24 protein-coding genes and 1 tRNA gene are annotated in these 22548 nt (G+C 64.6%); 9 read left to right on the top strand and 16 right to left on the bottom strand.

The window, feature by feature from the left end; all coding sequences use genetic code 11:
- Window positions 1-106: 106 nt before the first annotated feature.
- Window positions 107-1117, top strand: coding sequence for a tRNA dihydrouridine(20/20a) synthase DusA (gene dusA, locus ACFQU1_RS21320; RefSeq protein ID WP_378136449.1), 1011 nt, complete (start codon window positions 107-109; stop codon window positions 1115-1117).
- A 6-nt stretch (window positions 1118-1123) separates the two neighbouring features.
- Here the strand turns inward: dusA and ACFQU1_RS21325 are convergent, their stop codons facing one another.
- Both ACFQU1_RS21325 and cobS read right to left on the bottom strand, forming a co-directional pair.
- Window positions 1124-1819, bottom strand: coding sequence for a TIGR02281 family clan AA aspartic protease (locus ACFQU1_RS21325; protein WP_378136451.1), 696 nt, complete (start codon window positions 1817-1819; stop codon window positions 1124-1126).
- Window positions 1820-1886: 67 nt separating this feature from the next.
- Window positions 1887-2768, bottom strand: coding sequence for an adenosylcobinamide-GDP ribazoletransferase (cobS, locus tag ACFQU1_RS21330; protein ID WP_378136454.1), 882 nt, complete (start codon window positions 2766-2768; stop codon window positions 1887-1889).
- A 91-nt stretch (window positions 2769-2859) separates the two neighbouring features.
- On the opposite strand from cobS, the gene cobT reads away from it, so the two are divergent.
- Both cobT and ACFQU1_RS21340 read left to right on the top strand, forming a co-directional pair.
- Window positions 2860-3891 carry a nicotinate-nucleotide--dimethylbenzimidazole phosphoribosyltransferase gene (gene cobT / locus ACFQU1_RS21335; RefSeq protein WP_378136456.1) on the top strand — a complete coding sequence of 344 codons (1032 nt, stop codon included), beginning with the start codon at window positions 2860-2862 and terminating at the stop codon, window positions 3889-3891.
- A gap of 3 nt (window positions 3892-3894) precedes the next feature.
- Window positions 3895-4416, top strand: coding sequence for a thermonuclease family protein (locus ACFQU1_RS21340; RefSeq protein WP_378136458.1), 522 nt, complete (start codon window positions 3895-3897; stop codon window positions 4414-4416).
- Between the two features lie 136 nt (window positions 4417-4552).
- Here the strand turns inward: ACFQU1_RS21340 and ACFQU1_RS21345 are convergent, their stop codons facing one another.
- The 3 genes from ACFQU1_RS21345 to ACFQU1_RS21355 form a co-directional block, all read right to left on the bottom strand.
- Window positions 4553-5269: an ABC transporter permease gene (locus ACFQU1_RS21345; RefSeq protein WP_378136460.1), complete on the bottom strand. Its 717-nt coding sequence runs from the start codon at window positions 5267-5269 to the stop codon at window positions 4553-4555.
- Window positions 5269-5997, bottom strand: coding sequence for an ABC transporter permease (locus ACFQU1_RS21350; RefSeq protein ID WP_378136462.1), 729 nt, complete (start codon window positions 5995-5997; stop codon window positions 5269-5271). Before ACFQU1_RS21350 ends, ACFQU1_RS21345 begins: the two co-directional genes overlap by 1 nt.
- Before the next feature lie 121 nt (window positions 5998-6118).
- A complete protein-coding gene (locus ACFQU1_RS21355) occupies window positions 6119-6910 on the bottom strand; it encodes an ABC transporter substrate-binding protein (RefSeq protein ID WP_378136464.1) in 792 nt (263 codons plus the stop codon).
- Between the two features lie 226 nt (window positions 6911-7136).
- Between ACFQU1_RS21355 and ACFQU1_RS21360 the strand changes: the two genes are divergently transcribed.
- Together ACFQU1_RS21360 and ACFQU1_RS21365 are read left to right on the top strand one after the other, a co-directional pair.
- Window positions 7137-8267 carry a P-loop NTPase gene (locus tag ACFQU1_RS21360; protein WP_378136466.1) on the top strand — a complete coding sequence of 377 codons (1131 nt, stop codon included), beginning with the start codon at window positions 7137-7139 and terminating at the stop codon, window positions 8265-8267.
- Between the two features lie 199 nt (window positions 8268-8466).
- Window positions 8467-9558, top strand: a complete 1092-nt coding sequence (locus ACFQU1_RS21365; protein WP_378136468.1) for a TRAP transporter substrate-binding protein — start codon at window positions 8467-8469, stop codon at window positions 9556-9558.
- Window positions 9559-9635: 77 nt separating this feature from the next.
- On the opposite strand, the gene ACFQU1_RS21370 is transcribed toward ACFQU1_RS21365, so the two are convergent.
- From ACFQU1_RS21370 to moaA, 3 genes are all read right to left on the bottom strand, one after another.
- Complete coding sequence (locus tag ACFQU1_RS21370; protein WP_378136470.1) at window positions 9636-11456, bottom strand: TRAP transporter large permease subunit; 1821 nt, start codon at window positions 11454-11456, stop codon at window positions 9636-9638.
- Window positions 11457-11475: 19 nt separating this feature from the next.
- A complete protein-coding gene (locus tag ACFQU1_RS21375; protein ID WP_378136472.1) occupies window positions 11476-12069 on the bottom strand; it encodes a TRAP transporter small permease subunit in 594 nt (197 codons plus the stop codon).
- A 230-nt stretch (window positions 12070-12299) separates the two neighbouring features.
- Window positions 12300-13328: a GTP 3',8-cyclase MoaA gene (gene moaA, locus ACFQU1_RS21380; protein WP_378136474.1), complete on the bottom strand. Its 1029-nt coding sequence runs from the start codon at window positions 13326-13328 to the stop codon at window positions 12300-12302.
- A 211-nt stretch (window positions 13329-13539) separates the two neighbouring features.
- Between moaA and ACFQU1_RS21385 the strand changes: the two genes are divergently transcribed.
- The gene (locus ACFQU1_RS21385; RefSeq protein WP_378136476.1) at window positions 13540-13899 is read left to right on the top strand and encodes a gamma-butyrobetaine hydroxylase-like domain-containing protein; all 360 of its coding nucleotides are present in this window, start codon (window positions 13540-13542) and stop codon (window positions 13897-13899) included.
- 73 nt (window positions 13900-13972) lie between these two features.
- Here ACFQU1_RS21385 and ACFQU1_RS21390 read toward each other — a convergent pair whose 3' ends face one another.
- The 7 genes from ACFQU1_RS21390 to gph form a co-directional block, all read right to left on the bottom strand.
- A complete protein-coding gene (locus ACFQU1_RS21390) occupies window positions 13973-14551 on the bottom strand; it encodes a L,D-transpeptidase (protein WP_378136478.1) in 579 nt (192 codons plus the stop codon).
- A 270-nt stretch (window positions 14552-14821) separates the two neighbouring features.
- On the bottom strand, window positions 14822-15022 hold the full coding sequence (locus tag ACFQU1_RS21395) for a hypothetical protein (RefSeq protein ID WP_378136480.1): 201 nt from the start codon (window positions 15020-15022) through the stop codon (window positions 14822-14824).
- A gap of 212 nt (window positions 15023-15234) precedes the next feature.
- The gene (locus ACFQU1_RS21400) at window positions 15235-16563 is read right to left on the bottom strand and encodes a hypothetical protein (RefSeq protein WP_378136482.1); all 1329 of its coding nucleotides are present in this window, start codon (window positions 16561-16563) and stop codon (window positions 15235-15237) included.
- A gap of 223 nt (window positions 16564-16786) precedes the next feature.
- Window positions 16787-16999, bottom strand: a complete 213-nt coding sequence (locus ACFQU1_RS21405; protein ID WP_378136484.1) for a tyrosine-type recombinase/integrase — start codon at window positions 16997-16999, stop codon at window positions 16787-16789.
- 177 nt (window positions 17000-17176) lie between these two features.
- Entirely contained in the window at window positions 17177-17755 is a 579-nt protein-coding gene (locus tag ACFQU1_RS21410; protein ID WP_378136486.1) for a class I SAM-dependent methyltransferase, read from the bottom strand.
- 953 nt (window positions 17756-18708) lie between these two features.
- Window positions 18709-18783: transfer RNA gene (locus tag ACFQU1_RS21415), tRNA-Val, on the bottom strand.
- Window positions 18784-18828: 45 nt separating this feature from the next.
- Complete coding sequence (gene gph, locus ACFQU1_RS21420; protein ID WP_378136488.1) at window positions 18829-19542, bottom strand: phosphoglycolate phosphatase; 714 nt, start codon at window positions 19540-19542, stop codon at window positions 18829-18831.
- Between the two features lie 139 nt (window positions 19543-19681).
- On the opposite strand from gph, the gene ACFQU1_RS21425 reads away from it, so the two are divergent.
- Complete coding sequence (locus ACFQU1_RS21425; RefSeq protein WP_378136490.1) at window positions 19682-20113, top strand: hypothetical protein; 432 nt, start codon at window positions 19682-19684, stop codon at window positions 20111-20113.
- Window positions 20114-20241: 128 nt separating this feature from the next.
- Here the strand turns inward: ACFQU1_RS21425 and ACFQU1_RS21430 are convergent, their stop codons facing one another.
- Window positions 20242-20415 carry a hypothetical protein gene (locus tag ACFQU1_RS21430; protein WP_378136493.1) on the bottom strand — a complete coding sequence of 58 codons (174 nt, stop codon included), beginning with the start codon at window positions 20413-20415 and terminating at the stop codon, window positions 20242-20244.
- Window positions 20416-20785: 370 nt separating this feature from the next.
- Here ACFQU1_RS21430 and rpiA point away from each other — a divergent pair, with 370 nt between their 5' ends.
- Both rpiA and ACFQU1_RS21440 read left to right on the top strand, forming a co-directional pair.
- The gene (gene rpiA / locus ACFQU1_RS21435; RefSeq protein WP_378136495.1) at window positions 20786-21520 is read left to right on the top strand and encodes a ribose-5-phosphate isomerase RpiA; all 735 of its coding nucleotides are present in this window, start codon (window positions 20786-20788) and stop codon (window positions 21518-21520) included.
- Window positions 21517-22056 (top strand): DUF2059 domain-containing protein, encoded by a 540-nt coding sequence (locus ACFQU1_RS21440; RefSeq protein WP_378136497.1) that lies wholly within the window; start codon window positions 21517-21519, stop codon window positions 22054-22056. The genes rpiA and ACFQU1_RS21440 overlap by 4 nt, the downstream gene beginning before the upstream one ends.
- The last annotated feature ends 492 nt before the right edge of the window (window positions 22057-22548 follow it).

The raw sequence follows: 22548 nt of genomic DNA on the forward strand, positions 1-22548 counted from the left end.
GTCCGGTGCCGATCTCCTTCATGTCCGCGTCCCAATCCTCTATAAGCGCAAACGTCTCGGCGCTGTTGATGGCGCGGGATGTGCGACACCACCGATGTGCGAGAGAATGAGCTACCAGCCGCCGACGTTTTCCATTGCCCCGATGATGGACTGGACGGACCGCCATTGCCGGGCGTTCCATCGCATCCTCACGCGGCATGCGCTGCTCTATACGGAGATGGTGACGACCGGCGCCGTCATTCACGGCGACCGCGAGCGGCTTCTCGGCTTCAGCCCGGAGGAGCATCCGGTCGCGGTGCAGCTCGGCGGCAGCGATCCTGGGGATCTCGCCACCGCGGCGCGCATCTGCGCCGATCTCGGCTATGACGAAATCAATCTCAACGTCGGCTGCCCCTCCGATCGCGTGCAGAACGGCCGCTTCGGCGCCTGTCTCATGCGCGAGCCGGTGCTCGTCGGCGAATGCGTGGCCGCCATGAAGGCCGCCGTGGCCGTCCCCGTCACGGTGAAATGCCGCATCGGCGTCGACGACCAGGACCCGGAGGAAGCGCTCGATTCGATGGCGCGGGTTGTGGTGCAGGCTGGCGTCGACGGCCTCACCGTCCACGCCCGCAAGGCCTGGCTGCAGGGGCTGTCGCCGAAGGAGAACCGCGACGTTCCGCCGCTCGACTACGGCCGCGTGCGCCGGCTGAAGGCCGCCTATCCCCATCTCCCGGTGATGCTCAACGGCGGGCTTGCCGATATCGCCGCCGGCCTCGCCGCAATCGAGCATCCGGAGGGGCGGCTCGACGGCATGATGCTCGGCCGGGCCGCCTATCAGAACCCGGAGGTGCTGCTCGCGGTGGACCCCGTGCTCTACGGCGAGCCGGCCCCCGTTGCCTCAGCCGAGGAGGCGATCGAGGCCTTCATTCCCTATGTCGAGGCGCGGCTCGCGGAAGGCCTTCGCCTCAACCAGATGACGCGCCATCTCCTCGGGCTCTTTCCAGGCCGTCCCGGCGCGCGCCTCTACCGCCGCCATCTCGCGACGGAGGCGGTGAAGCCGGGCGCCGGCGTCGACGTGCTGCGAGCCGCTGTCGCCGAGGTCACGCGGGCGAGTACCCGCGCCAGGGAGGCCGCCTGAGGCCCGTCAGCTGCGCGGGCGCATGATCAGCCGGTCACCGCGGATCTCATAAGCGGCGAGGCGCTCCAGGAAGGACATCCCCAGCAGGTTCTGAAAGAGGCTTCCCGGCCGCGCCACGAGTGCCGGCACGCGCCGTTCCACAATCGGCCCGACGGCGAGCGTGTCGAGCGTCACGGCCGCGGCTGTCGTCGAGCCGTTCGCCGTACGTACGGGCCGCGAGAAGGAGAGGCGTTCGACATCGATGCCGATGCGAGCGGCGGTTTCGCTGGTGAGCACAACGACACTCGCCCCCGTGTCGAGAATGAAGCGGGCGCCACGGCCGTTGACCTCCGCATCCACCACGAAGCTGCCGCCGCCCGAGCGTACCACCGAGACCTCGCCGCTCGGGCCGGGCACGACGGTGCCCGGGCTCAATTCGCCGAGAATGCGGTTGCCGAAGACCGTGATCTCATCGCGGTAGCTGTAGAGGCCGACGAGCATGACGAGCGCCGCCATCCAGAAGGCGAGCGCCTGGACGGCGCGCGTCCACTGTCCGCGAAACATCCCCAGCATCGAGCCGAAGATGACGATGGCGAAGGCCGCCAAGCCCGCGAATTGCGCGAGCTGCTCCGGCGCCATGCCCAGGATCCGCTCTTCGCCGGGGAAGAGGAGCAGCAGGGCCAGTGCGCCGCCGATGATGGCGAGGGGAATGGCGAGGCGCATCAGATGGCTTGCCGTTCGGACGCGCAGACGGGCTGCGGGGTGACTTGGGGGCGGGGCGGCATGGCTGTCACGGCGACACCTGTGCGCTTGCGGCGAGAAGACCCAGCAGGAAGGCGATCTCGGCGATTTGCTGCGCGGCCCCGGCAATGTCGCCGGTATGACCGCCGATTTTGCGTCGAGCGATGACCGTGATGCCCCAGGCGCCGACGACGGCCGCGAGACAGCCGGTGACGATCGCCGTCAGCGCAAGATCGCCGATGATGCCGGCGACCGCGGCGATGAGGAGCGCCAGAAGCGTCGCGAACCGCAGGGCCGCAGGTTCCGGCCGGCCGACGCTCATGGCCGCCCCGTCCGATCGCGCGGGCGTAAGCCGCACGAGCGGCAGGAGGCCGGCCGTGCGCGACGCGGCCGCCGCTGCGACGATCGCCATGGCGACGCCCGCCATGCCGCCACGGCCGGCAATCTCGGCGATCAGCGCTACGCGCAGGAAAAGACCGAGACAGAGCGCCGCCGCGCCGAAGGCACCGATACGGCTGTCGCGCATGATGGCGAGGCGCCGTTCCGGCGTCGTCCCGCCAAAAAGGCCGTCGGCGGTGTCGGCGAGCCCGTCTTCGTGCAGCGCCCCTGTCGCGGCGAGAAGCGCCGCCACCGCCAGGATCGCTGCCGGCAGCGTGCCGAGCCCGAGCTCCAGCGCCGCTGCCATGACCAGCGCGCCGACGGCGCCGATGATCGCGCCGGCAATCGGCAGCGCCCGAACGCTGGTCGCAAAGCGTGGCGCCGCCCCATCCGCCATCCCGCGCGGCAGCGGCAGGCGCGAGTAGAAGCCGAGGCAGGCGGCGGTATCCGCCATCAAGCGCGCGAGCGGGCGGGCGGCCTTTGCCCCGCTTGCGCCCTTTCCCCCGCTTGTGCCGTCCTCGTGCTCCATGGTCTTCACGCCCGGCTCCGTCACCGATATAGCTCCTCGCCAGATCCTATATCTGCACTTAGGCATTGTCCGCGTTCAGGACAAACCCGATCGCGCGTTCATGATGGAGCCTTTGATGGACATGTCGGCCTCCGGCCTGCCGTTCGACGACGTGCGTCGGCTTTTCGATCTCATGCCGGGGCCGGACGAGGAGGCGGTCGCCGCGGTGAAGACGCGCGACGCCGATCTCACCAAGCCGGCAGGCTCGCTCGGGCGCCTGGAAGATATGGTGGAATGGCTCGCCGCCTGGCAAGGCAAGGCGCCGCCGGAGGTGCGGCGGCCGGTGGTCTGCGTCTTCGCCGGCAACCACGGTGTGGTGAAGCACGGCGTCTCCCCCTATCCGCAGAGCGTGACGCGCGAGATGCTGGAGAATTTCGCCGCCGGCGGCGCTGCCATCAACCAGATCTGCGCGGCCTACGATCTCGGCTTCAAGGTCTTCGATCTCGCGCTCGACCTGCCGACCGGCGATATCACGCAAGAGCCGGCGCTGGACGAGAAGGCTTGCGTCGCCACCATGGCCTTCGGCATGGAGTCGGTCGCCGGCGGCACGGACCTCCTCTGCCTCGGTGAGATGGGCATCGGCAATACGACCTCGGCCGCCGCCATCTATGCCGCGCTCTACGGCGGGCCGGTAGCGCGCTGGGTCGGTCGCGGCACGGGGCTCGACGACACCGGGCTCGCCCGCAAGCGCACGATTGTCGAGCAGGCGCTCGCCACCCATGCCGGGCATCTCGACGACCCGCTCGAAGTGCTGCGCCGGCTCGGCGGGCGCGAGGCAGCGGCTGTCGCCGGCGCCATCCTCGCCGCACGGCTGCAGCGCATCCCCGTGATCCTCGACGGCTATGTGGTGACGGCGGCTGCCGCCGTGCTCAAGGCGCTCGATCCGCGCGCGCTCGACCACTGTCTCGCCGGTCACCGCTCGGCCGAAGGCGCGCATGGCGAGGTGCTGGAGCGGCTCGGCCTGGAGCCTGTGCTCGATCTCGGCATGCGGCTGGGGGAAGGGACGGGGGCTGCACTCGCAGCCGGGGTGGTGAAGGCTGCGGTTGCCGTTCACACCGGCATGGCGACCTTCGAGCAGGCCAAGGTCGCCCGCGGCCCGACGAGCTGAGGCGTGCGCCGCATCCATGGCAGGCCATTTCGTCCGCGGCAGATGCCCTCGGACCCGGCGAAGCTGGTGGTCTTCTTGGCCCTGCTGGGGCTTGGCGCCGTCGCACTCTGGCAGCGCGTGGGAGAAACCGTGACGGGCACGGCCCATGCCATCGACGGGGATTCCTTGCGCCTTGCCGGGCGCGAGCTGCGCCTTCTCGGCATAGACGCTCCGGAGCTACATCAGACCTGCGAGCGCGACGGCCGCAGCTATGCCTGCGGCCGAGTGGCGCAGGAGGCCCTAGCCGACTTCGTCGCACGCGGTTCCCTGACCTGCCACATCGGCGAGAACGACCGCTATGGCCGGGGCCTCGCCACCTGCAAATCAGGCGAGGTCGATATCAACGCAACCCTTGTGCGCGAAGGACTGGCCGTCGCCTACGACGGCTATGATGCCGAGGAAGACGAGGCCCGCGCCGGGCGGCGCGGCGTCTGGGCCGGCACCTTCGAACGGCCGGCCGACTGGCGCCGTCGCCATCCACGCTGAAGCCTATGCGTGATTCGCATGTGCTGTGGCGCACGCGAGCGCCACGAAAGCCGGCCTATATAGAAAGCCTACGGATTTTCCTCCGAGACCCCGACTTCTCAGCGGCGCCCATGCGGCGCCGCTTTTTTATTGCCGTTCATCCCATGCGCAAATGGCGGGTCAGCCTGCGCTCCGCGCGATCCCACAGGCGGCGGACGATCTCGACCATTGCGAGATAGAGCACGGCCGCCCAGAGATAGACCTCGAAGTTGTAGGAGCGGGCGAAGACGAGCCGCGTCACCCCCATGAGGTCGTAGACGGTGATTAGCGCGGCGACGGCGCTCGCCTTGATCATGAGGATGAACTCGTTGCCGAGCGGCCTGAGGCCCGTGATCAGGGCCTGCGGCAGGATGATCTTCAGGAAGATGACGCCCCGGTGCAGCCCGAGCGCCTGTGCGGCTTCCCGCTGGCCACGCGGCACGGCCTGGATACCGCCGCGGAAGATCTCCGCCTGATAGGCCGCCGTATTGAGCGTGAAGGTGAAGAGCGCGCAGTTCCAGGCGTCGCGGAAGAACCACCATAGGCCGATGGCTTCGATCTGCGGGCGCAAGGCGCCGCCGCCGTAATAGATGAGGAACAACTGGGCGAGCAGCGGCGTGCCGCGAAAGAAATAAACATAGGCATAGGCGAAGCCGCGCCCGACGTAGCTGCGCGACAGACGCATCAAGCCGATGGCGAGGCCGAGCGCTCCGCCGATAATGAAGGAGAAGGCGACCAGCTCGAGCGTGACGACGACGCCATCGACGAAGCGCCAGCCGTAGCGATCGAGAAGGTCGACATCGATGACGAGGCCGAGAAGGCGGGTCAAATCCATCAATGGCCACCCAGTCCCGGCATACGGGCGGAGCCGCGGTTGGCGCGCCGCTCGAGGGCGCTGAAAACGCCGCCCGATATCATCGAGAACACGAGATAGATCAGGCAGGCCAGGAGATAGAAGGGCAGGGGCTCTTTCGTCGCGCCGACGGCGAGATTGGTCTGGCGCATGAGATCGACGAGCGCGATGGTCGAGACGAGCGAGGTGTCCTTGAGCAGCGCCAGCCAGTTGTTGGAAAGGCCGGGCAGGGCCACTCGCATGAGCTGCGGAAACACGACGAGCAGGAAGGCCTGCGCGCGCGTCAACCCCAGCGCGGATGCAGCTTCGCGCTGGCCGGCGGTGATCGCATTGAGCGCCCCAATCCAGACTTCGCTCGAGAAGGCGGCAAGCACGAGCCCGAGCGCGATGACGCCGGCGAGGAAGGCATTGATCTGCAGGTCGCCGTAGCCCAGCGGGGCAAGCACCTTCCGCAGCAGGATCGCGCCGCCGTAATAGACGATGAACAGCGTGAGCAGCTCCGGCAGGCCGCGGAACACGGTGGTGAACAGGGTGGCGAAACGCCGGGCCCAGACGCTCTCCGACCGGGCGGCGAGCGCGACGCCGAGCCCCAGCGAGAGCCCGACAGGCACCGTGGCGAGCGCCAGGCTGATGGTGACGAGGGCGCCCGCGGCGAGCGCCGCTCCCCAGCCGCCCTCGCCGAAGGAAAAGAGCGCGAGGGTTTCGCTCATGCGCGGCCGCTTTCCTCAGGGCCCGGCGAACCCTGCGCCGCAAAGGCGCCCGGCGACTTGCGCTGGCCGCCTCGGGCGACCGAGATGATCGCAATCATCGCGCGTCGTCGACAGGCTGTGCTCAATAGACCGTGAAGTCGAAATACTTCTTCTCGATCTTCTCGTAGGTGCCGTCCTTGCGCACTTCGGCAATGGCCTTGTTGAACATCGCCTTGAGGTCGGCGTCTTCCTTGCGCACGGCCCCGCCGACGCCCTCGCCGAAAAAGTTCTTGTACTTCACCACGTCGATGTCGCCGACGAGCTTGCAACAGTCCTTCCCGTCCTTCTTCAACCATTCGACGAGCACGACCTTGTCGGCAACGATCGCGTCGAGCCGGCCGGACGACAGGTCGAGATTGGCCTCGTCCTGGGTCGGATAGAGCTTGATCGAGGCGCCCTGCTTGGCGAGCACCTCTTCGGCATAATTGGAATGGATGGTGGACGACTGCGCGCCGACCGTCAGGCCTTTGTAGGAGGCGGGGTCGACATTCGTCAGCTTGCTGTCCTTGGGCACAGCGATCGAGGCGGGCGTCTGATAATACTTATCGGTGAAATCGACCGTCTTCTTGCGCTCATCCGTGATCGACATGGAAGCCATGATCACGTCGTATTTATTGGCGAGGAGGGCCGGAATCATGCCGTCCCAGTCCTGCGCCACGATGGTGCAGGTCACCTTTATTTTCTCGCAGAGGGCATGGGCGAGGTCGATTTCGAAGCCCTGAAGGGTGTTGCTGGAATCGACGAAATTGAAGGGCGGATACGCGCCTTCGGACGCAATGCGGACCTCCTTCCATTCCTTGGCGGAGGCGCCGCCGAGGGGTAGGGCAATCGACGCGGCGAGCGAGACGGCGGCAAGGGTGAGTGAAAGACGCATGATGACCCCCTGGTGACATTCTGCTGGCAATTGCCAGTCGCGGCGCGCTCGGTCAACGGCCGCACTGCCGCCCGAATGTTTTCATGATTGGGGCGCCCCCGCAACCGCATCGCTGCCTCGTGAAGCCGTGTCCCCCTGCACCGAGGTTGACCATTGCGGCGCAACGCCACATACCGCTGAATAGGCGCTGACCTCTACGGAGGTGCGAGGACCGAGAGAGACCGCCATGATCACGAGAGACGACGTTCTGGCGCGGCTGTCGGAGCTGACCGGCCCTGATGGGCGGCCGCTCGCGCAATCGGCAGCGCTGTCCGAGGTGATCGTGAGCGGCAGCAAGGTTTATTTCTCCATTGCCATCGATCCCTCCCGGTCTGCCGAATTCGAGGAATTGCGTGTGCGCGCCGAAGGTCTCGTGAGGGATCTGCCCGGCGTGGAGAGCGTCATCGTGACGCTGACGGCCGAGGCGCCTGCGGGGGCCTCGGGGACAGCGCGACCGCAGACCGCGCCGGAGCGGCCGGTCGGTCCGCGGGCGGCTGCGGCACGCACGCCCGCGGGCGTGCCCGGCGTCCGGCACATCGTCGCGGTGGCGAGCGGCAAGGGCGGCGTCGGCAAGTCGACGGTCGCCTGCAATCTCGCGCTGGCGCTCGCCCGGCAAGGGCTGAAGGTCGGGCTGCTCGACGCTGATATCTACGGCCCGTCCGTGCCGAAACTCCTCGCCCTCACCGAGAAGCCGGAGGTGATCCCCGGCCGGCGCATTCTTCGGCCGCTCGTCGCCCACGGCGTGAAGGTCATGTCGATCGGCTTCCTCGTCGACGAGCAGGCGGCGATGATCTGGCGTGGGCCGATGGTCATGTCCGCCATTCAGCAGATGCTGCGCGAAGTGGAATGGGGCGAACTCGACATTCTGGTGGTCGACATGCCGCCCGGCACGGGCGATGCCCAGCTCACCATGGCGCAGAACGCAGCACTTGCGGGCGCGGTCATCGTCTCGACACCTCAGGACCTTGCGCTGATCGATGCGCGCCGGGGGGTTGCCATGTTCCGCCGGGTCGAGGTGCCGATCCTCGGGATCGTCGAGAATATGTCGACCTTCATCTGCCCGCACTGCGGCGGGCGATCGGACATCTTCGGCCACGGCGGCGCGCGCCACGAGGCGGGCGCCCTCGGCGTGCCCTTCCTCGGCGAGGTGCCGCTCACCATGGCGTTGCGGGAATCCTCGGATGGCGGACGGCCGATCGTCGTGAGCGATCCCAGCGGCGCCGAGACGGCAACTTTTCTCGATATCGCCGCCCAGCTGATGGCGGCCCTCGGCAATGCGCCCGCGGAACGCCAGCCGCCGCGCATCGTCGTCGAGTAGTCGGTGCGGCAGATGCCCGTCCGGGAGGCGGCATGCGGGTTGCGAAGGGGTGAACGCTAACCCTAACGCTATTCGACCAATGGACGATTCTGCAGCTGCGCGTCATGGTTGCGGTTGGCTGTGGAATATGTCTCTGTCACCTCATTCGCGCGGATTTTCACCGCGCAGGCAGCACCGTTCGACGGGAGGGAAGGTAAAAATGAAACGTCGTCAGTTTTTGCAGACGTCAGGCTTGGCCGTGGCGGGAGCTGGGGCCATCGCCGCGCCTGCGATCGCGCAGTCGGCACCGGAGATCAAGTGGCGGCTCGCCTCGAGCTTTCCGAAGTCGCTGGACACGATCTATGCCGGCGGCGAGGTCATGGCCAAGATGGTCGCCGAGCTCACGGACAACAAGTTCCAGATTCAGGTCTTCGCGGCGGGCGAGATTGTGCCCGGTCTGCAGGCGCTCGACGCCACGCAGAACAATACCGTCGAGATGTGCCACACCTGCGCCTATTACTATGTGGGCAAGGATCCGACCTTCGCCATCGCGACCGCCGCGCCCTTCGGCCTCAATGCCCGGATGCAGAACTCCTGGCTTTTCGAGGCCGGCGGCAACGACCTCTTCAACGAGTTCTTCAAGAAATACAACGTTTTCGGCATGCCATGCGGCAATACCGGTACGCAGATGGGCGGCTGGTTCCGCAAGGAGATCAAGACGGTTGCCGACATGTCGGGCCTCAAGATGCGCATCGCCGGCATCGCCGGCCAGGTGCTGCAGAAGGTCGGCGTCGTGCCGCAGCAGATCGCCGGCGGCGACATCTATCCGGCCTTGGAGAAGGGCACCATCGATGCGGCCGAATGGGTCGGCCCCTATGACGACGAGAAGCTCGGCTTCGCCAAGGTGGCGCCCTACTACTACTATCCCGGCTGGTGGGAGGGCGGCCCGACCATTCACTCTTTCGTGAATCTCGATCGCTGGAATGAGCTGCCGAAGCACTACCAGGCCGCGCTCATCGCGGGCTCGACCTACGCCAACACCATTATGCTGGCGCGCTACGACAAGGTGAACCCGCCGGCCATCAAGCGTCTCGTCGGCGCGGGCACGCAGCTCAAGCCCTATCCGCAGGAGGTGATGGAGGCCTGCCTCACGGCCACCAACGAGCTCTATGCCGAGATCAGCGCGAAGAATCCCGACTTCAAGAAAGTCATCGACGCGATGGTCGCCTATCGCGGCGAGGAATATCTCTGGTGGCAGGTGGCCGAATACACCTTCGACAACTTTATGATCCGTTCCCGCTCGCGCGGGTAAGAAGCGCTACGCCTGAACAGAAGCCCCGGAGAACATCTCCGGGGCTTTTTTGTTGGTCTGAGGGCTGGCTTGGCCGCCTATTGGAAGTTGAGAGGCGGCGGCTGCATATTGGTGTCGGGCGCGGGGGCAAGTTCCCTCAGCTGCTCTTCGATCTGCTGCTGGTTCATCTGTACCGCGCCATGTTTGTAATGGGTCACCATCTGCGGGAAGAGGACGATGAGCGCGACCATGACGAGCTGGATGATCACGAAGGGCACCGCGCCCCAGTAGATCTGCCCGGTGGTAATGGGGGCTGTGCGCTTACCGGTGATGCGGTCGATATAACTTTTCCTCGGCGCGACCGAGCGCAGGAAGAACAGTGCGAAGCCGAAGGGCGGATGCATGAAGCTCGTCTGCATATTCACCGCGAGCATCACACCGAACCAGATGAGATCGATCCCGAGCCGGTCTGCCACAGGTGCGAGCAGCGGGATGATGATAAAGGCGAGCTCGAAATAGTCGAGGAAGAAAGCAAGAAAGAAGATCAGGATATTGACGAAGACGAGGAAGCCCACCTCGCCGCCGGGCAGGGCGAGCAGCAGTTCCTCGACCCATTTATGTCCGTCGACCCCATAGAAGGTGAGCGAGAAAACCCGCGCGCCGATCAGGATGAAGATGACGAAAGCCGAGAGCTTCGCTGTCGATTCCGTCGCCTGCCGCAGCAGGCTGAAGCTCAGGCGCTTGCGGGCGAGCGCCAGGATCACGGCGCCGGCCGCGCCCATGGCGCCGCCTTCGGTCGGCGTGGCCAAGCCGATGAAGATCGTGCCGAGCACCAGGAAGATGAGGCCGAGCGGCGGCACCATGACGAAGGTGACCTGCTCGGCCAGCCGCGAGATGAGACGCCGGCCGGTGAACCGCTCGAGAAGGCCGGCGACGAGCGCATAGAGCGTTCCGGCGATCAGCGCTTCGCTGAGCAGGGCGAGATCGGCGTGGCCGCCGTTCTGCAGGGTGACATAGCCGGCGACGAGGGCGGCCGCGATGACGATGGTCAGAACGAGCCGCTTTGCCCCGAGCAGCCGGTTGAAAGCCGCCGACAGGAAGGCGACGATGACTGACACCGACATGGTGAGCACGACGAAGTCCGCGCCGGAGCGCACCTCGGTCTGGCTCATCACATAATAGCCCGTAAGCGCCGAGAAGACGACGAGCACGAGCAGGTGCCAGGCCCCGCGGCTGCCGTTGGGCTCCTGGAAGCCGATCGCCTCCGGCGGGAGGCCGGGCGCGCTTTTCGGGCTGAAGATCGCCACCAGCGCGATATAGCCGGCATAGAGGCCGCTCAGGATGAGCCCGGGAATGAAGGCGCCCTCGTACATGTCGCCCACGGAGCGGCCGAGCTGGTCGGCCATGACGATGAGGACGAGCGACGGCGGAATGATCTGGGCAAGCGTTCCGGACGCGGCGATGACGCCGGTCGCGACCCGGCGGTCGTAGCCGTAGCGCAGCATGATGGGCAGCGAGATGAGGCCCATCGAAATGACGGAGGCGGCCACCACGCCGGTCGTCGCCGCAAGCAGCGCCCCGACGAAGACGACGGCGAAAGCCAGACCGCCCCGCACCGGCCCGAACAGCTGGCCGATGGTGTCGAGCAGGTCCTCCGCCATTCCCGATCGTTCGAGAATGAGCCCCATGAAGGTGAAGAACGGGACCGCGAGCAGCACCTCGTTGTTCATGGTGCCGTAGACGCGTTCCGGCAGCGCCTGCAGGAAATTGGGATTGAAAAGGCCCAGCTCGATCCCGATCCAGCCGAAGATCAGGCCGTTGGCTGCGAGCGCGAAGGCGACCGGATAGCCGAGCAAGAGGAGAACGATGAGCGCCGCGAACATCAGCGGCGCCATATTGTGAATAATGAACGCGGTCATCGGGCTGTCTCCGGAGCGGTCAGGCGCGATGAGCCGGTGTTTCGGGGTGGTCAAGCAGCTGTTCGACCTCCGCCTCCGCCATATGGCCGCTGCCGGTATGCGGGTCCTCCATGTCGCCCCGCAGAATGGCGATGCGTTTGATGAGCTCGGAGACGGCCTGCAGGAAGAGGAAAACGAAACCGACAAGGATCAGGAACTTGGCCGGCCATTGCGGTAGTCCGCCGGCGCTCGATGACTGCTCGTTGATCGCATAGGAGCGTTCCGCGAAGGGCGCGGAGGTCACGATCATCACGATCGTGAACGGCAGCAGAAAGACGACATGGCCGATGATGTCGATCCAGTCGCGAACACGCTTCGACAGCTGTCCGTTGATGATGTCGATGCGGATATGCTCGTTCGAGAGCAGGGTCCACGGCGAGCACATGAGGAAGACGACGCCGAACAGCACCCATTGCAGCTCGAGCCAGCTGTTCGACGAGATATCGAAGAGCTTGCGCACGATTGCATTGAGGGCGGACACGACGACCGCCGCGAGGATGAGCCAGGCACACCACCGGCCGAGGCGGCTGTTCACGGCGTCGATGGCACGGCTGATTGCAAGAAGCGCGGACATGTCCACCTCCCTCTGGAAGGACTTCTCTTTAAGGAAGTCTGGTCGAAGAAGATTCTCAGGAAATCACGAGGCGAAAGCTGATCGGATCCAAAGGCGAGCTATGCCGCGGGTCCTAACCCATCGCTGCCGACCCTACAAGGAGCGCCCCATCTTCCGTCCCAGGCGAATAGCGCATTCGCGACGGTCGAGCTTCTAGACTTTGGTTGTAGGACGCTGCGGGGCGCGAGGCATCAGCCGCCGGTCACGCTCATGTGACGCCCGACCGCGGGGCGCGACCGGCGCCGATCGATCACGAAGTCATGGCCGCGCGGCTTGCGGGTGATCGCCTCGGCGATGGTCTGTTCGAGCAGCGCATCGCTTTCGCTCGCCCGCAGCGGGGTTCTGAGATCGGCTGCGTCCTCCTGGCCAAGGCACATATAGAGCGTGCCCGTGCAGGTGACGCGCACGCGGTTGCAGCTCTCGCAGAAATTATGAGTCATCGGCGTGATGAAGCCGAGTCGCCCCCCCGTTTCGTGTAGCCGCACATAACGCGCCGGCCCGCCCGTGCGATCGTCGATCTCGTCGAGCGTATAGCGCTGCTTCAGCTGTGCGCGCACGAGCGACAGCGGCAGGAACTGGTCGATGCGCCCCGGCTCGATCTCGCCGAGCGGCATCACCTCGATGAGGGTGAGGTCCATGCCGCGGCCATGCGCCCAATCGATGAGCTGCGGGATCTCCTCCTCGTTCACGCCTTTCAGCGCGACCGTGTTGATCTTGACGGCAATGCCCGCCGCCTGCGCAGCGTCGAGGCCTTCCATCACACGGCGGAGATCGCCCCAGCGGGTGATCGTGCGGAATTTCTCGGGATCGAGCGTGTCGAGGGAAACGTTGATGCGCTTGACCCCGCATTGGGCGAGATCGGCCGCGTGGCGTGCGAGCTGCGTACCGTTCGTCGTTAACGTGAGCTCATCGAGGGCGCCGCTGTCGAGATGGCGCGAGAGCCCCCGGAACAGTTGCAGGATGTCGCGGCGCACCAAGGGCTCGCCGCCGGTGATGCGCAGTTTGCGCACGCCGCGCCGGATGAAGGCGCTGCACATGCGATCGAGCTCCTCGAGTGACAGCAGGTCGCGCTTGGGCAGGAAATGCATGTCTTCCGACATGCAATAGACGCAGCGCAAGTCGCAGCGGTCTGTCACCGACACCCGCAGATAGGTGATGGCCCGGCCGAAGGGATCGATGAACGGCACTGCCGCGCTTTGCTCGATTTGCTCTGTCGGCACGGATATGGACCTCACGCCTTGCGTCTTCCGGCGGTATCCGCACGATGGGCTTTTGCCGTCGCGGGCACCAGCGCTAATTTAAGCGTTATTCCGTGGCGATCAATCCCACCGGATATATCGGCGACAGCTCAGGCCGGAAGCCTCGGTTTGCCGGGGCGGCGAAGCTGGGCTAAGCCTGCCACGACCTTCTGAGCGCGCCCGGAGATCCCCCATGGCGACTGTGCATTGGCCGAGCGAATTGCGGCTCTCCGCCGATAAACGGGTGTTCACTGTGTCTTTCGAGAGCGGCGAACTCTTCTCCCTGCGCGCCGAATATCTGCGGGTGATGAGCCCCTCGGCGGAGGTGCGCGGGCACTCTCCCAGCGAGCGCAAGACCGTGGCCGGCAAGAAGGATGTGACCATCGCAGCCGTCGAGCCCGTCGGCCGCTACGCGGTGCGGCTCGTATTCAGCGATGGGCACGACACCGGACTCTTCACCTGGGACTACCTGCACGAGCTCGGCGCGACCGAGGCCGAGACCTGGGCTGCCTATCTAACCGAGCTGAAGGATAAGGGGCTGTCGCGAGGTTGATCTCGACCCTGCACAGCAAAAAGGCCGGGCAAGACCCGGCCTGAATGGCGCCGCGTGGATCCGCAGCCTTTTATCAGCGCTGCACGACGACTCGGGTGCCCACATTGACCCGGTCATAGAGATCGATCACGTCCGCATTCATCATGCGAATGCAGCCGGAGGAGACGGCCTGGCCGATGGTGTCGGGCTCGTTGGAGCCGTGAATCCGGTAGAGCGAGGACCCGAGATAGAGCGCGCGGGCGCCAAGCGGGTTATCGGGGCCGCCGACCATATGGCGCGGCAGATCGGGTCTGCGCTTCAACATCTGCGGCGGAGGCGTCCAGCCGGGCCACTCGCGCTTCTGGGTGATCGTCTTGGCGCCACCCCAAGCGAATCCGGGGCGTCCCACGCCGATGCCGTAACGGATGGCGATACCGCCGGGTTGAACCAGATAAAGCCGCCGCTCGCGCGTCGATATCACGATGGTGCCCGGCTTATAGGGCCCGTCGTAGTGCACGACCTCGCGCGGAATGCCGGAGGCTTGCGGTCTGAAGCTGTCGGGCTGGACGTCGAGAGGTTGGCGGGTCAGAGGGTCGATCTGATAGGCACTTGCGGGGGTGGCGATAACGGCAGCGCAGAAAGCACCCGCGATAGCAAGAAGCTTCGCACTCATATTTGCCTCGAAGTTCGGCGGAAGACCAAAACGGCGGCTCCGCCCGTTAATTTAGGCGTTTATCTGGCAATAACTTGTCTAAAGAATGCGTAACCCGCAACCGCCAAACCTTGGGCTTTGGTGCACATCGGCGTGATCGTCGAGACGCGTGGCGGCGGCGCAACAGTTGATGCTACCGCAGCTTACCGCAGCGCAGCACAACATCGGCGCTGGTGGCGTTGACCGGCGCACAGACCCGCATCGGCCGATTCCGTCGCCAATCCCGGTGCCTTACGAGGGGCGTGTCTGCTTTTCGAGCTCGCGCTTTTTCTGCGGATAATGGGCGGGATCGTTGTAAGCTTCGTGCGTCGCCTCTTCGGTGATCGCGTCATTGGCGCGATTGCGCGTCCGCGACTGCCGCACGCCCCAGATCAGCGCGATGAGGAGCAGGACGGTCCCGACACCCCACAGAATTTCAGGTGAATTGAACATGTCGTTTCCAGCTCGCCGTTCGCCGACGGTCATGCCTCGCCAGATAAAAGGGGCGAGGCGCCGTCATCAGTCGAACCGCCTGGGGAGCGAGATGTTCCGCCCCGAACTCGTGGTGAGGCGTCAGCGCTACAGCCGCGTTGCTGGTGGGCAGATCCGGATCATCGGAGCCTCGCCCCTGATCAGCGTCGGCTCGCGGCAGGACTGACCGGTCGTCAATCGCAACGGGATCGCCGGTGATCGATATAGACGCGCCAATAGGCGACCGCGTCGAAATCCGGATGCGTGCTGACGCGGCTCTCAGGGTCAACCGCCCTGAGAAGCGCTTGGCCGTCCGGCACGGCGCCTGACGAGGCACAGGCAAGCTCATCGGCGCGCGTCCACACCTCATTCGTCAATCGCATCTCGTCCAGCGGGCGGAGATTGTAGAGATATGTCGTTCCCGATGCGACCCCTAGGGAAACGGCGAGAACCGCCCGCATGGCTCGGCCGAAACGCAACAGCCAGCCGCAGAGTGCAGCCGTGGCAGCGCCCAAGCCGAGGAACGCCGTTCGGGTGTCGATATAGGCGCATCGCTTTAAGCTGTCCCCGCACCACTCCTGATATTTCGTCACAATCGCGACCGGAGCCGTTACGTAGAAGCTGAACAGCAAGGCGACCACGGCGATCAACAGCCAAGGCCGGTCCATTTCCATGTGCTCGAGCGCTCGCCATGCAACCGCGGCTGTCACAATGAGAAGGCCAGCCGATATCACAAGCGCCTCAGGCGAGGCCTTGGTGAAGTCGGTCGGCCTGACATTGAGTAGCGCCGTTCCATTCAGCACGTGGAAGAACGCAGTCCGGAGCACGGCATCGATGCTTCGCCACCCGTCCGGCACGTTGCCGGTGTAGCCGGACGGATGGAGATGCCGAAAGCCCAGGTAGAGCGCCAAGGCGGCCGTAAGGACAGCTGCATCGGCCACGAGTCCGCTGGACTTCAGCCGCGCGATCCCTTCGGCTCTCCCCGCGCTGAAGCCGGCGAGATATTCACAACTCACGAGCCCTAAGCCGAGCACGAACGCGAACTCGTTGATGATGAGGCCGAGAAAGAAGACGGCGGCAAGCGAGAGCCGGACGAGCGGCGATTGGCCCTCCCTCCGGAGGAGCCTAGCGGCAAAGATCAACACGAAGGGGATGGTGTTCTGAAGAGGGTAACTGTTCGGCGGCATATGCTCGAAGCCAAGCCGCTGGCAAGTTGCCAGGACAAGGAAAGTGAGCAGCGCAGCCGATCTCGATCGGCACAGACGCCCGACCCAAAGGCCGGCCAGTAGCAGAAGCCCATACCACGCGCCGACCGCCACAACTCTGAACCATATATCTGGCGCGAGATAGCTCGCCACGAGATTGATGGGCGTGACGAAGAAGTGGCCGATGCGCCCCTGACCTTGCGCCGCAGCACGAGCCAGCTCCACGACGCCGCTGAAGCTGTTCGTCAGCATCTGATAGTGAGACTGGATGTCGTCAGCGGTGAGAAGGTAGCCGGGAACGAACAAGCGCGCGTGCAACGCTGCCGCTGCCAACGCACCAAGCCAGAGCAGAGCGGGACTTCGCCTGAAACGCATAATCGCCGCCCGGGGCAACCCAACAGGGCCTAATAGGTCGTGGTCGGAAATGCCTCGCAATAATGGTGGGTGCGACAGGGATTGAACCTGTGACCCCTGCCGTGTGAAGGCGGCTGCCCCCTGCCAAACAATTGATTTCTCCATGTTTGTCGCACAGGAGCACTGTCTATAGTTCTAGAGCCGAGGCAGCTTTGCGCAAGAACCCAGGAGAGAACCAGGCGTAGATCCGGTAGGTAATTCGCGGGTCCGAATGACCCAGGTATTGGGCTATCTCCTCCATCGAGACCCCGGACTCAGTCATCCATACTGCGGCGGTATGACGCAGCGCATGAGGCGGCGGGTCAGACAACCCGGACTTCCGCACGGCTGTCCGCGTCACAAACGCTCGTTGAGGGTAACTCTGGTGGAGGTGGTCAGGCCAGCCGCTCCTCGGCCACGGTCTCGAATAGCAGCGATGTCGTGTTCTGTGTCAACATCCAGGTGGCAGGTGGCGGCAATGCTTCCGCCTTTGACGGTGGTGGCAACACCAACTGCCAGTTGAATAGCTGGGGGATCATTAACGAAATCTAGTCAACTGCCGCAGTTTCCTAAGCGGCGCAGTGATCCTCCAGGACGTTGAGTGATACACTTCATCCAACACCCTGTTAGGCCTCTCTGTCTCTGATACTGGCCATTTGGCTGGGCGACGGGCCTGCTTGGTCGCGAAGACCTCGAAAAGCCACCCGTCCCTCAACCCCACGCTATCCACGTGAAGCCCAGAGCTGCTAAGGTGCCGGGCTAAGCTCGAGGCCGTGAAGCCGGCCAAGTGGTAGTCCCCCGTGTAGGCTTGGGTGCCGTAGAATAGGTGAATGATCTTCTCCGCTTCCTCGGCGCCGGCCCCTTCGGCTTTAACCAGGAGGTCTGCCATGTGAAGCAGCGAGGGGACGCGGATGAACAAGATGCCGGTGGGGGATAGCAGCCGGGCCCACTCCTGGAGAGCTGCCTGGGTCTTTCCCCGCTCGAAGTGCTCCAGTACGTCCTGAGCCACAATCTCCTCGAAATAGTCTGCGGGGAGCATGGGGAGGTGCGTAACGTCGGCCACAAGGTCCGGCGAGTGGTGGGGTGCGAAATCCACGTTGAGGTAGCCCTCACGCACGTCGTATCCGCAGCCCAGGTTAAGCTTCCTTGGCAGGGGGGATGGCAGACTATCCGACCCTCGGCGCGCCATTTCACTCGTAGCATTCACCGCAGGCTCTCCCCCTCAATGTTGCCTTGGCCTTGCCGGTCTTGAAGTTCCCTAAGCAAATTCGCATGCACGGTGGCAAGCATGTCCATCATTTCCCCATGATGAGGCAAAAGCACCTTAAAGGCGGCAATTTATACACCCACCAGATCGTAATGCAACAACGTCATAAACATGGCAGTAGACCGGACACTATTCTTCAATCAGATACGTAAAAACCTGTTCAGAAACCATCTCAATCAAGACCAAGTCGACAGCATCAACACCATTATCGACGAATGGGACAAGAGAAAGCTCACGGATATTCGATGGCTCGCCTACGTTCTGGCGGCCCCCTACTACGAGACTGCCAAGGAGATGCAGCCGATCACTGAATACGGCAGTACCTCTTATTTCACTAAGGTTATGAGGGCCGAGCGGATCTCGGGAACACGCAGCGAGGCGACGGCGCTCGCTACCACGGCACGGGCTTTGTCCAGATCACCGGTAGGACCAACTACGCCAAGGCAGGCAGCGCATCGGTGCCGATCTGGTCAGCAATCCCGACCTCGCCCTCAAGCCCGAGTACGCCGTCCTCATCCTCTTTGAGGATTGATTGAGGGCTGTGCACGAGCCACAAGCTCTCCGATTTACGCAAAGCCGGGGGCTTCTGGACAGGTCCTAATGACCGATCGCCTGTTTGGGACTATCGATGTCTGTTCGACGAGTTCGCATTTCTGTGCGCGGGTTCCCCCAACACAACCGATGGCGGTTCCTGCTGTATAGGGTGCCGCTATAGGTTGCAATTATCAACAAAAAGAATAACCTCATGGGTGCAGTTGCACCTGGGGAAAATGTCCTAGAGGTCTCTAAGTTGTTGATTATGATGGTGGGTGCGACAGGGATTGAACCTGTGACCCCTGCCGTGTGAAGGCAGTGCTCTCCCGCTGAGCTACGCACCCATCAATGGTGCATTCAAAAGCATAGGCGCCGGCCGATGGCAAGCCTCATGCTGTCGATTGGCTCTGAGCGGGGGAGGGCGCGAAGCCATCAAGCCCGGCCACCGCATCCCACAGCTCGTCGAAATGGGTGATGATCCGATCCGGGTCGAGTTGGTCGACCGGTATTTCCGTATAACCGAAGGGCACCGCAATCACCGGGATCCCGGCGGCCTTAGCGGTTTTGATGTCGGTCAGCGAATCGCCGACCATGATCGCGCGCGCCGGATCGCCGCCGGCCTTCTCGATCGTCAGCGTCAAATGGCGCGGGTCCGGCTTGTAATAATCGAAGCTGTCGCGGCCGCAGATGGCAGCGAAGCGGTCGGCCGCGCCCAGCAGTTCGAGCAGGCGAACGGCGTGCCGCTCGATCTTGTTGGTGCAGACTGCAAGCAGCCAACCGGCATCGGCAAAATGCCGCAGGGCGTCTTCGACACCCGGGAAAAGCCGGCTCAGATCCGCGATGTGATCGTGATAATGGCGCATGAAATGCGCGTAGAGCCGCTCAGTCTCGTCCGCGCCGGAGGCCCGCCCGCTGAGCGCCAGCCCCCTTTCCAGAAGCGCCTTGGCGCCTGCGCCGATGAGATCGCGCGCCTGTTCCAGGGGCAGCGGCGGCAACCCCTCATGCGTCAGGACGACATTGAGGGTCCCGATGAGATCGGGGGCCGTATCGGCGAGGGTTCCGTCGAGATCGAAGACGAGAACGGGAGGGCGATGCTTGTTCATGGTTATGGGCTACCGAAATCGGGGTGGAGAGGCAAGCATCGTGCGGGAATGAAGCCTTTGGGCGATATGCGATGATAATATCCGGCCATGATTCGGGACGAGTGCCCGAACCGCACCTTGGACGCGTCAGGAACCATCTATGATCACATCACCGTCCTTGCTCGCAAGGCGCATCGGCCTCGGGATTTTCGCCGGTGTCGTGCTCGCCGGCGCCGCTCCCTTCGAATTCGTACCCGCGCCGCAAACCGATCTCAACCGCATCTATCGCATCGATCGTGTCACGGGCGAGGTGAGCGCGTGCCAGTACGGCCTGAAGGAAGGCACGATCGGCGTGACCTTCTGCTACCCGGCGGGTGAGGGGGCTAGCAAGCAGACGCCCGGTGAATACGGCCTCGTCGCTTCTCACCACGAGCGGGAAGGCGGCGTCTTCCGCGTGAACTACCGCACAGGGGAGATGAGCGTCTGCTACGTCTTCAACGAGCAGGTCGTCTGCACGCCACAGGCAACGACCAGTGCGGCGCAGCCGACAGCCCCGCTGTCGGGCCCGACCGAGGGCCAGAGCCCGCACTAGCCGCGCGGACCCAAGCCGACCGGGCGTTGCCTCTGGCGGCGGCATCCGACCAAAAATGAAGGCCCTCGCCGGGGAGGCGAGAGCCTGGTGCTTTGGGGAGAGCATCCGGCGCAAGAGGCCGGGCGGACTTAGAATTTCAAGGCGAGATCGACACCGGCGCCGCGCGGATCGACGGTGCCACGCGCAACCTCCTCCAGGATGATGCGTCGCGTTTGCTGCTTGAAATCGCCCCAGGTGCCAAGGCTCGTGCCGCATCCGGAGCATCTGACGAGGCTATGATCGGTTAAATCGTCGGGAAGCATGATGGCAGAACAGTCGCAGGCGTCACATGCAAACTGTGAGGTCAAGGCAAAACCGCCCATTTTCGGAGATCCTGTTCTTCTTGTTCCGGGGCGATAACCCGCCGGGCTCGCGTTGGTTCCCACCGGAGCCGTTGCCGTGCGGCCGAGCGGCCGATGTCATGTCCAAGCTTCAGGACGGCTGATGCTGGACTTTCCGCTCGCCTCTTCGCGTGATAGAGACGGGCACCTTCCCGATTGATCCACGAGGCCGAATGATGCAGCTCAGCGCTTCAAGTCTGTCCGTCGAGCCCTGTCTCGTCGGCGGCGCTTGGGCCGGCAAGGCGCGGCCGCTGGCCGAGCCCCAAGTCATGCTTCCTTCCGGACTGAATCCATGAGCCTCGATCAAGAAAAGCGGGCGGCGGCGGCGCGAGCGGTCGAACTCGTGGAAGACGGCATGCGCCTTGGCCTCGGCTCCGGCTCGACCGCGCAGCATTTCGTGGCGCTGCTCGGCGAGCGTGTCAGGGCCGGTCTCAGCGTGGTCGGGGTGCCGACCTCCGAGCGCACCCGCATCCAGGCGGAGGCCGAAGGCATTCCGCTGACCGATCTCGACACCCATCCTGAGCTCGACCTCACCGTCGACGGCGCCGACGAAATGGACGGGGAGTTGCGGCTCATAAAGGGGGGGGGCGGAGCGCTGCTGCGCGAGAAAATCGTGGCGGCGGCGAGCCGCCGCATGGTGGTCATCGCCGATGACAGCAAGCGCGTGGCCGTGCTCGGACGCTTTCCCCTACCGATCGAGGTCGTGCCTTTCGGCCTCGGTGCAACCCAGCGCGCCGTAAGCGAGGCCGGCGCGCGCGCCGGCTGCCGCGGCGATATCCGGGTGCGCCGAGCGGCCGGCGGCGAGCCCTTCGTCACGGACGGCGGGCATCTGATCCTCGACGCCGCCTTCGATGCGATCGCCGACCCGCAGAGCCTCGGCGAGGAGCTTCTGGCGATCCCCGGCGTCGTCGAGCACGGCCTGTTCATCGGCCTTGCAACCGGCGCGATCATCGCCTCGCCGGACGGCCTCAGCATCTATGGTGATCTCACACGGGCGCGTATGTCGCCGAGGAGTTCAACGTTATGAAACGCCCCGCACACCTCTTTGCGGCAACCGCCCTGGCTTTTGCACTCACTTTCGGCACCGCTGCATTCGCGCAGCAGGCGGCGCAGAGCCCCGAGGTCGGGCCCTCCGCATCCAATCTGACGCCAAAGCAGGTGGATCTTGCCCGCTCGGTCGTGCTGGGCTCGGGCATGGGCCGGTCCTTCGAGGCGCTCGTACCAACTTTTGCCGATCAGATACGGCAGCTCTATGTTACCCGTCCCGAGATCCAGAAGGATCTCGATACGGTGCTCGAGCAGATCAGGCCGGAGATCGAAAAGCGGAAAGACGAGCTCATCACGGCTGCCGCTCGGACCGTGGCCACCCACCTGAACGAGGCCGATCTCACCCAGATAGACGCCTTCTTCAAGTCGCAGGCCGGGCAGCGCTATGTGGCGGCTCAGCCGCTCGTGCTCGACGACATCTTCAACGAGATGCGCCAGTGGACGAGCCAGACGGCGGATTTCGCGCTGGCACGCGTCCGCGAGGAAATGAAGAAGAAGGGTCACAACGACCTCTGACGAGGGCTGGCCGTCTCGGGAGACCCTGCTCGGGGGCCCCGGTGACCGGCCGCGCAGAGCCCAAAAGACCTGCCATCTTCTGTCGATCATAAAGGGCGTCAGAGCGTCTGCTCCGGCGCCCGCAATCCGTGGGGGCTGCTCGATGTGAGCGCAGCACGGATCGCGACCTTTCCTGCGGAGCGAACCAGAGCGTTTCAATTGGCGCGGGTGCTCTGCCCCCATAAGTGTCCTTATGCGAGAGCGCGCCGATCCCTATGGATCCGGCCTCATCCGATCGTCGCAACTTGGGACATCGACGCCTCCACGCTGAACGGCACGGCCGAGGCTGCGGCCGCGGCGGCATTTTCACCTGCCTCGATGCTGAGGCGCGTCAGGCCGCGCGATCAATCACCTCGATGGGGCGGTCTCTCGCATTCGGTGGTCATCCGGCTGGCGGTTGCCGGACCGAGGGGGGCGAATGGAAGAGCGCGACAGACAATCCGGCATGGGTGA

Source organism: Chelatococcus sp. GCM10030263, assembly GCF_042666455.1.
In the GTDB taxonomy this organism is placed as follows: domain Bacteria; phylum Pseudomonadota; class Alphaproteobacteria; order Rhizobiales; family Beijerinckiaceae; genus Chelatococcus.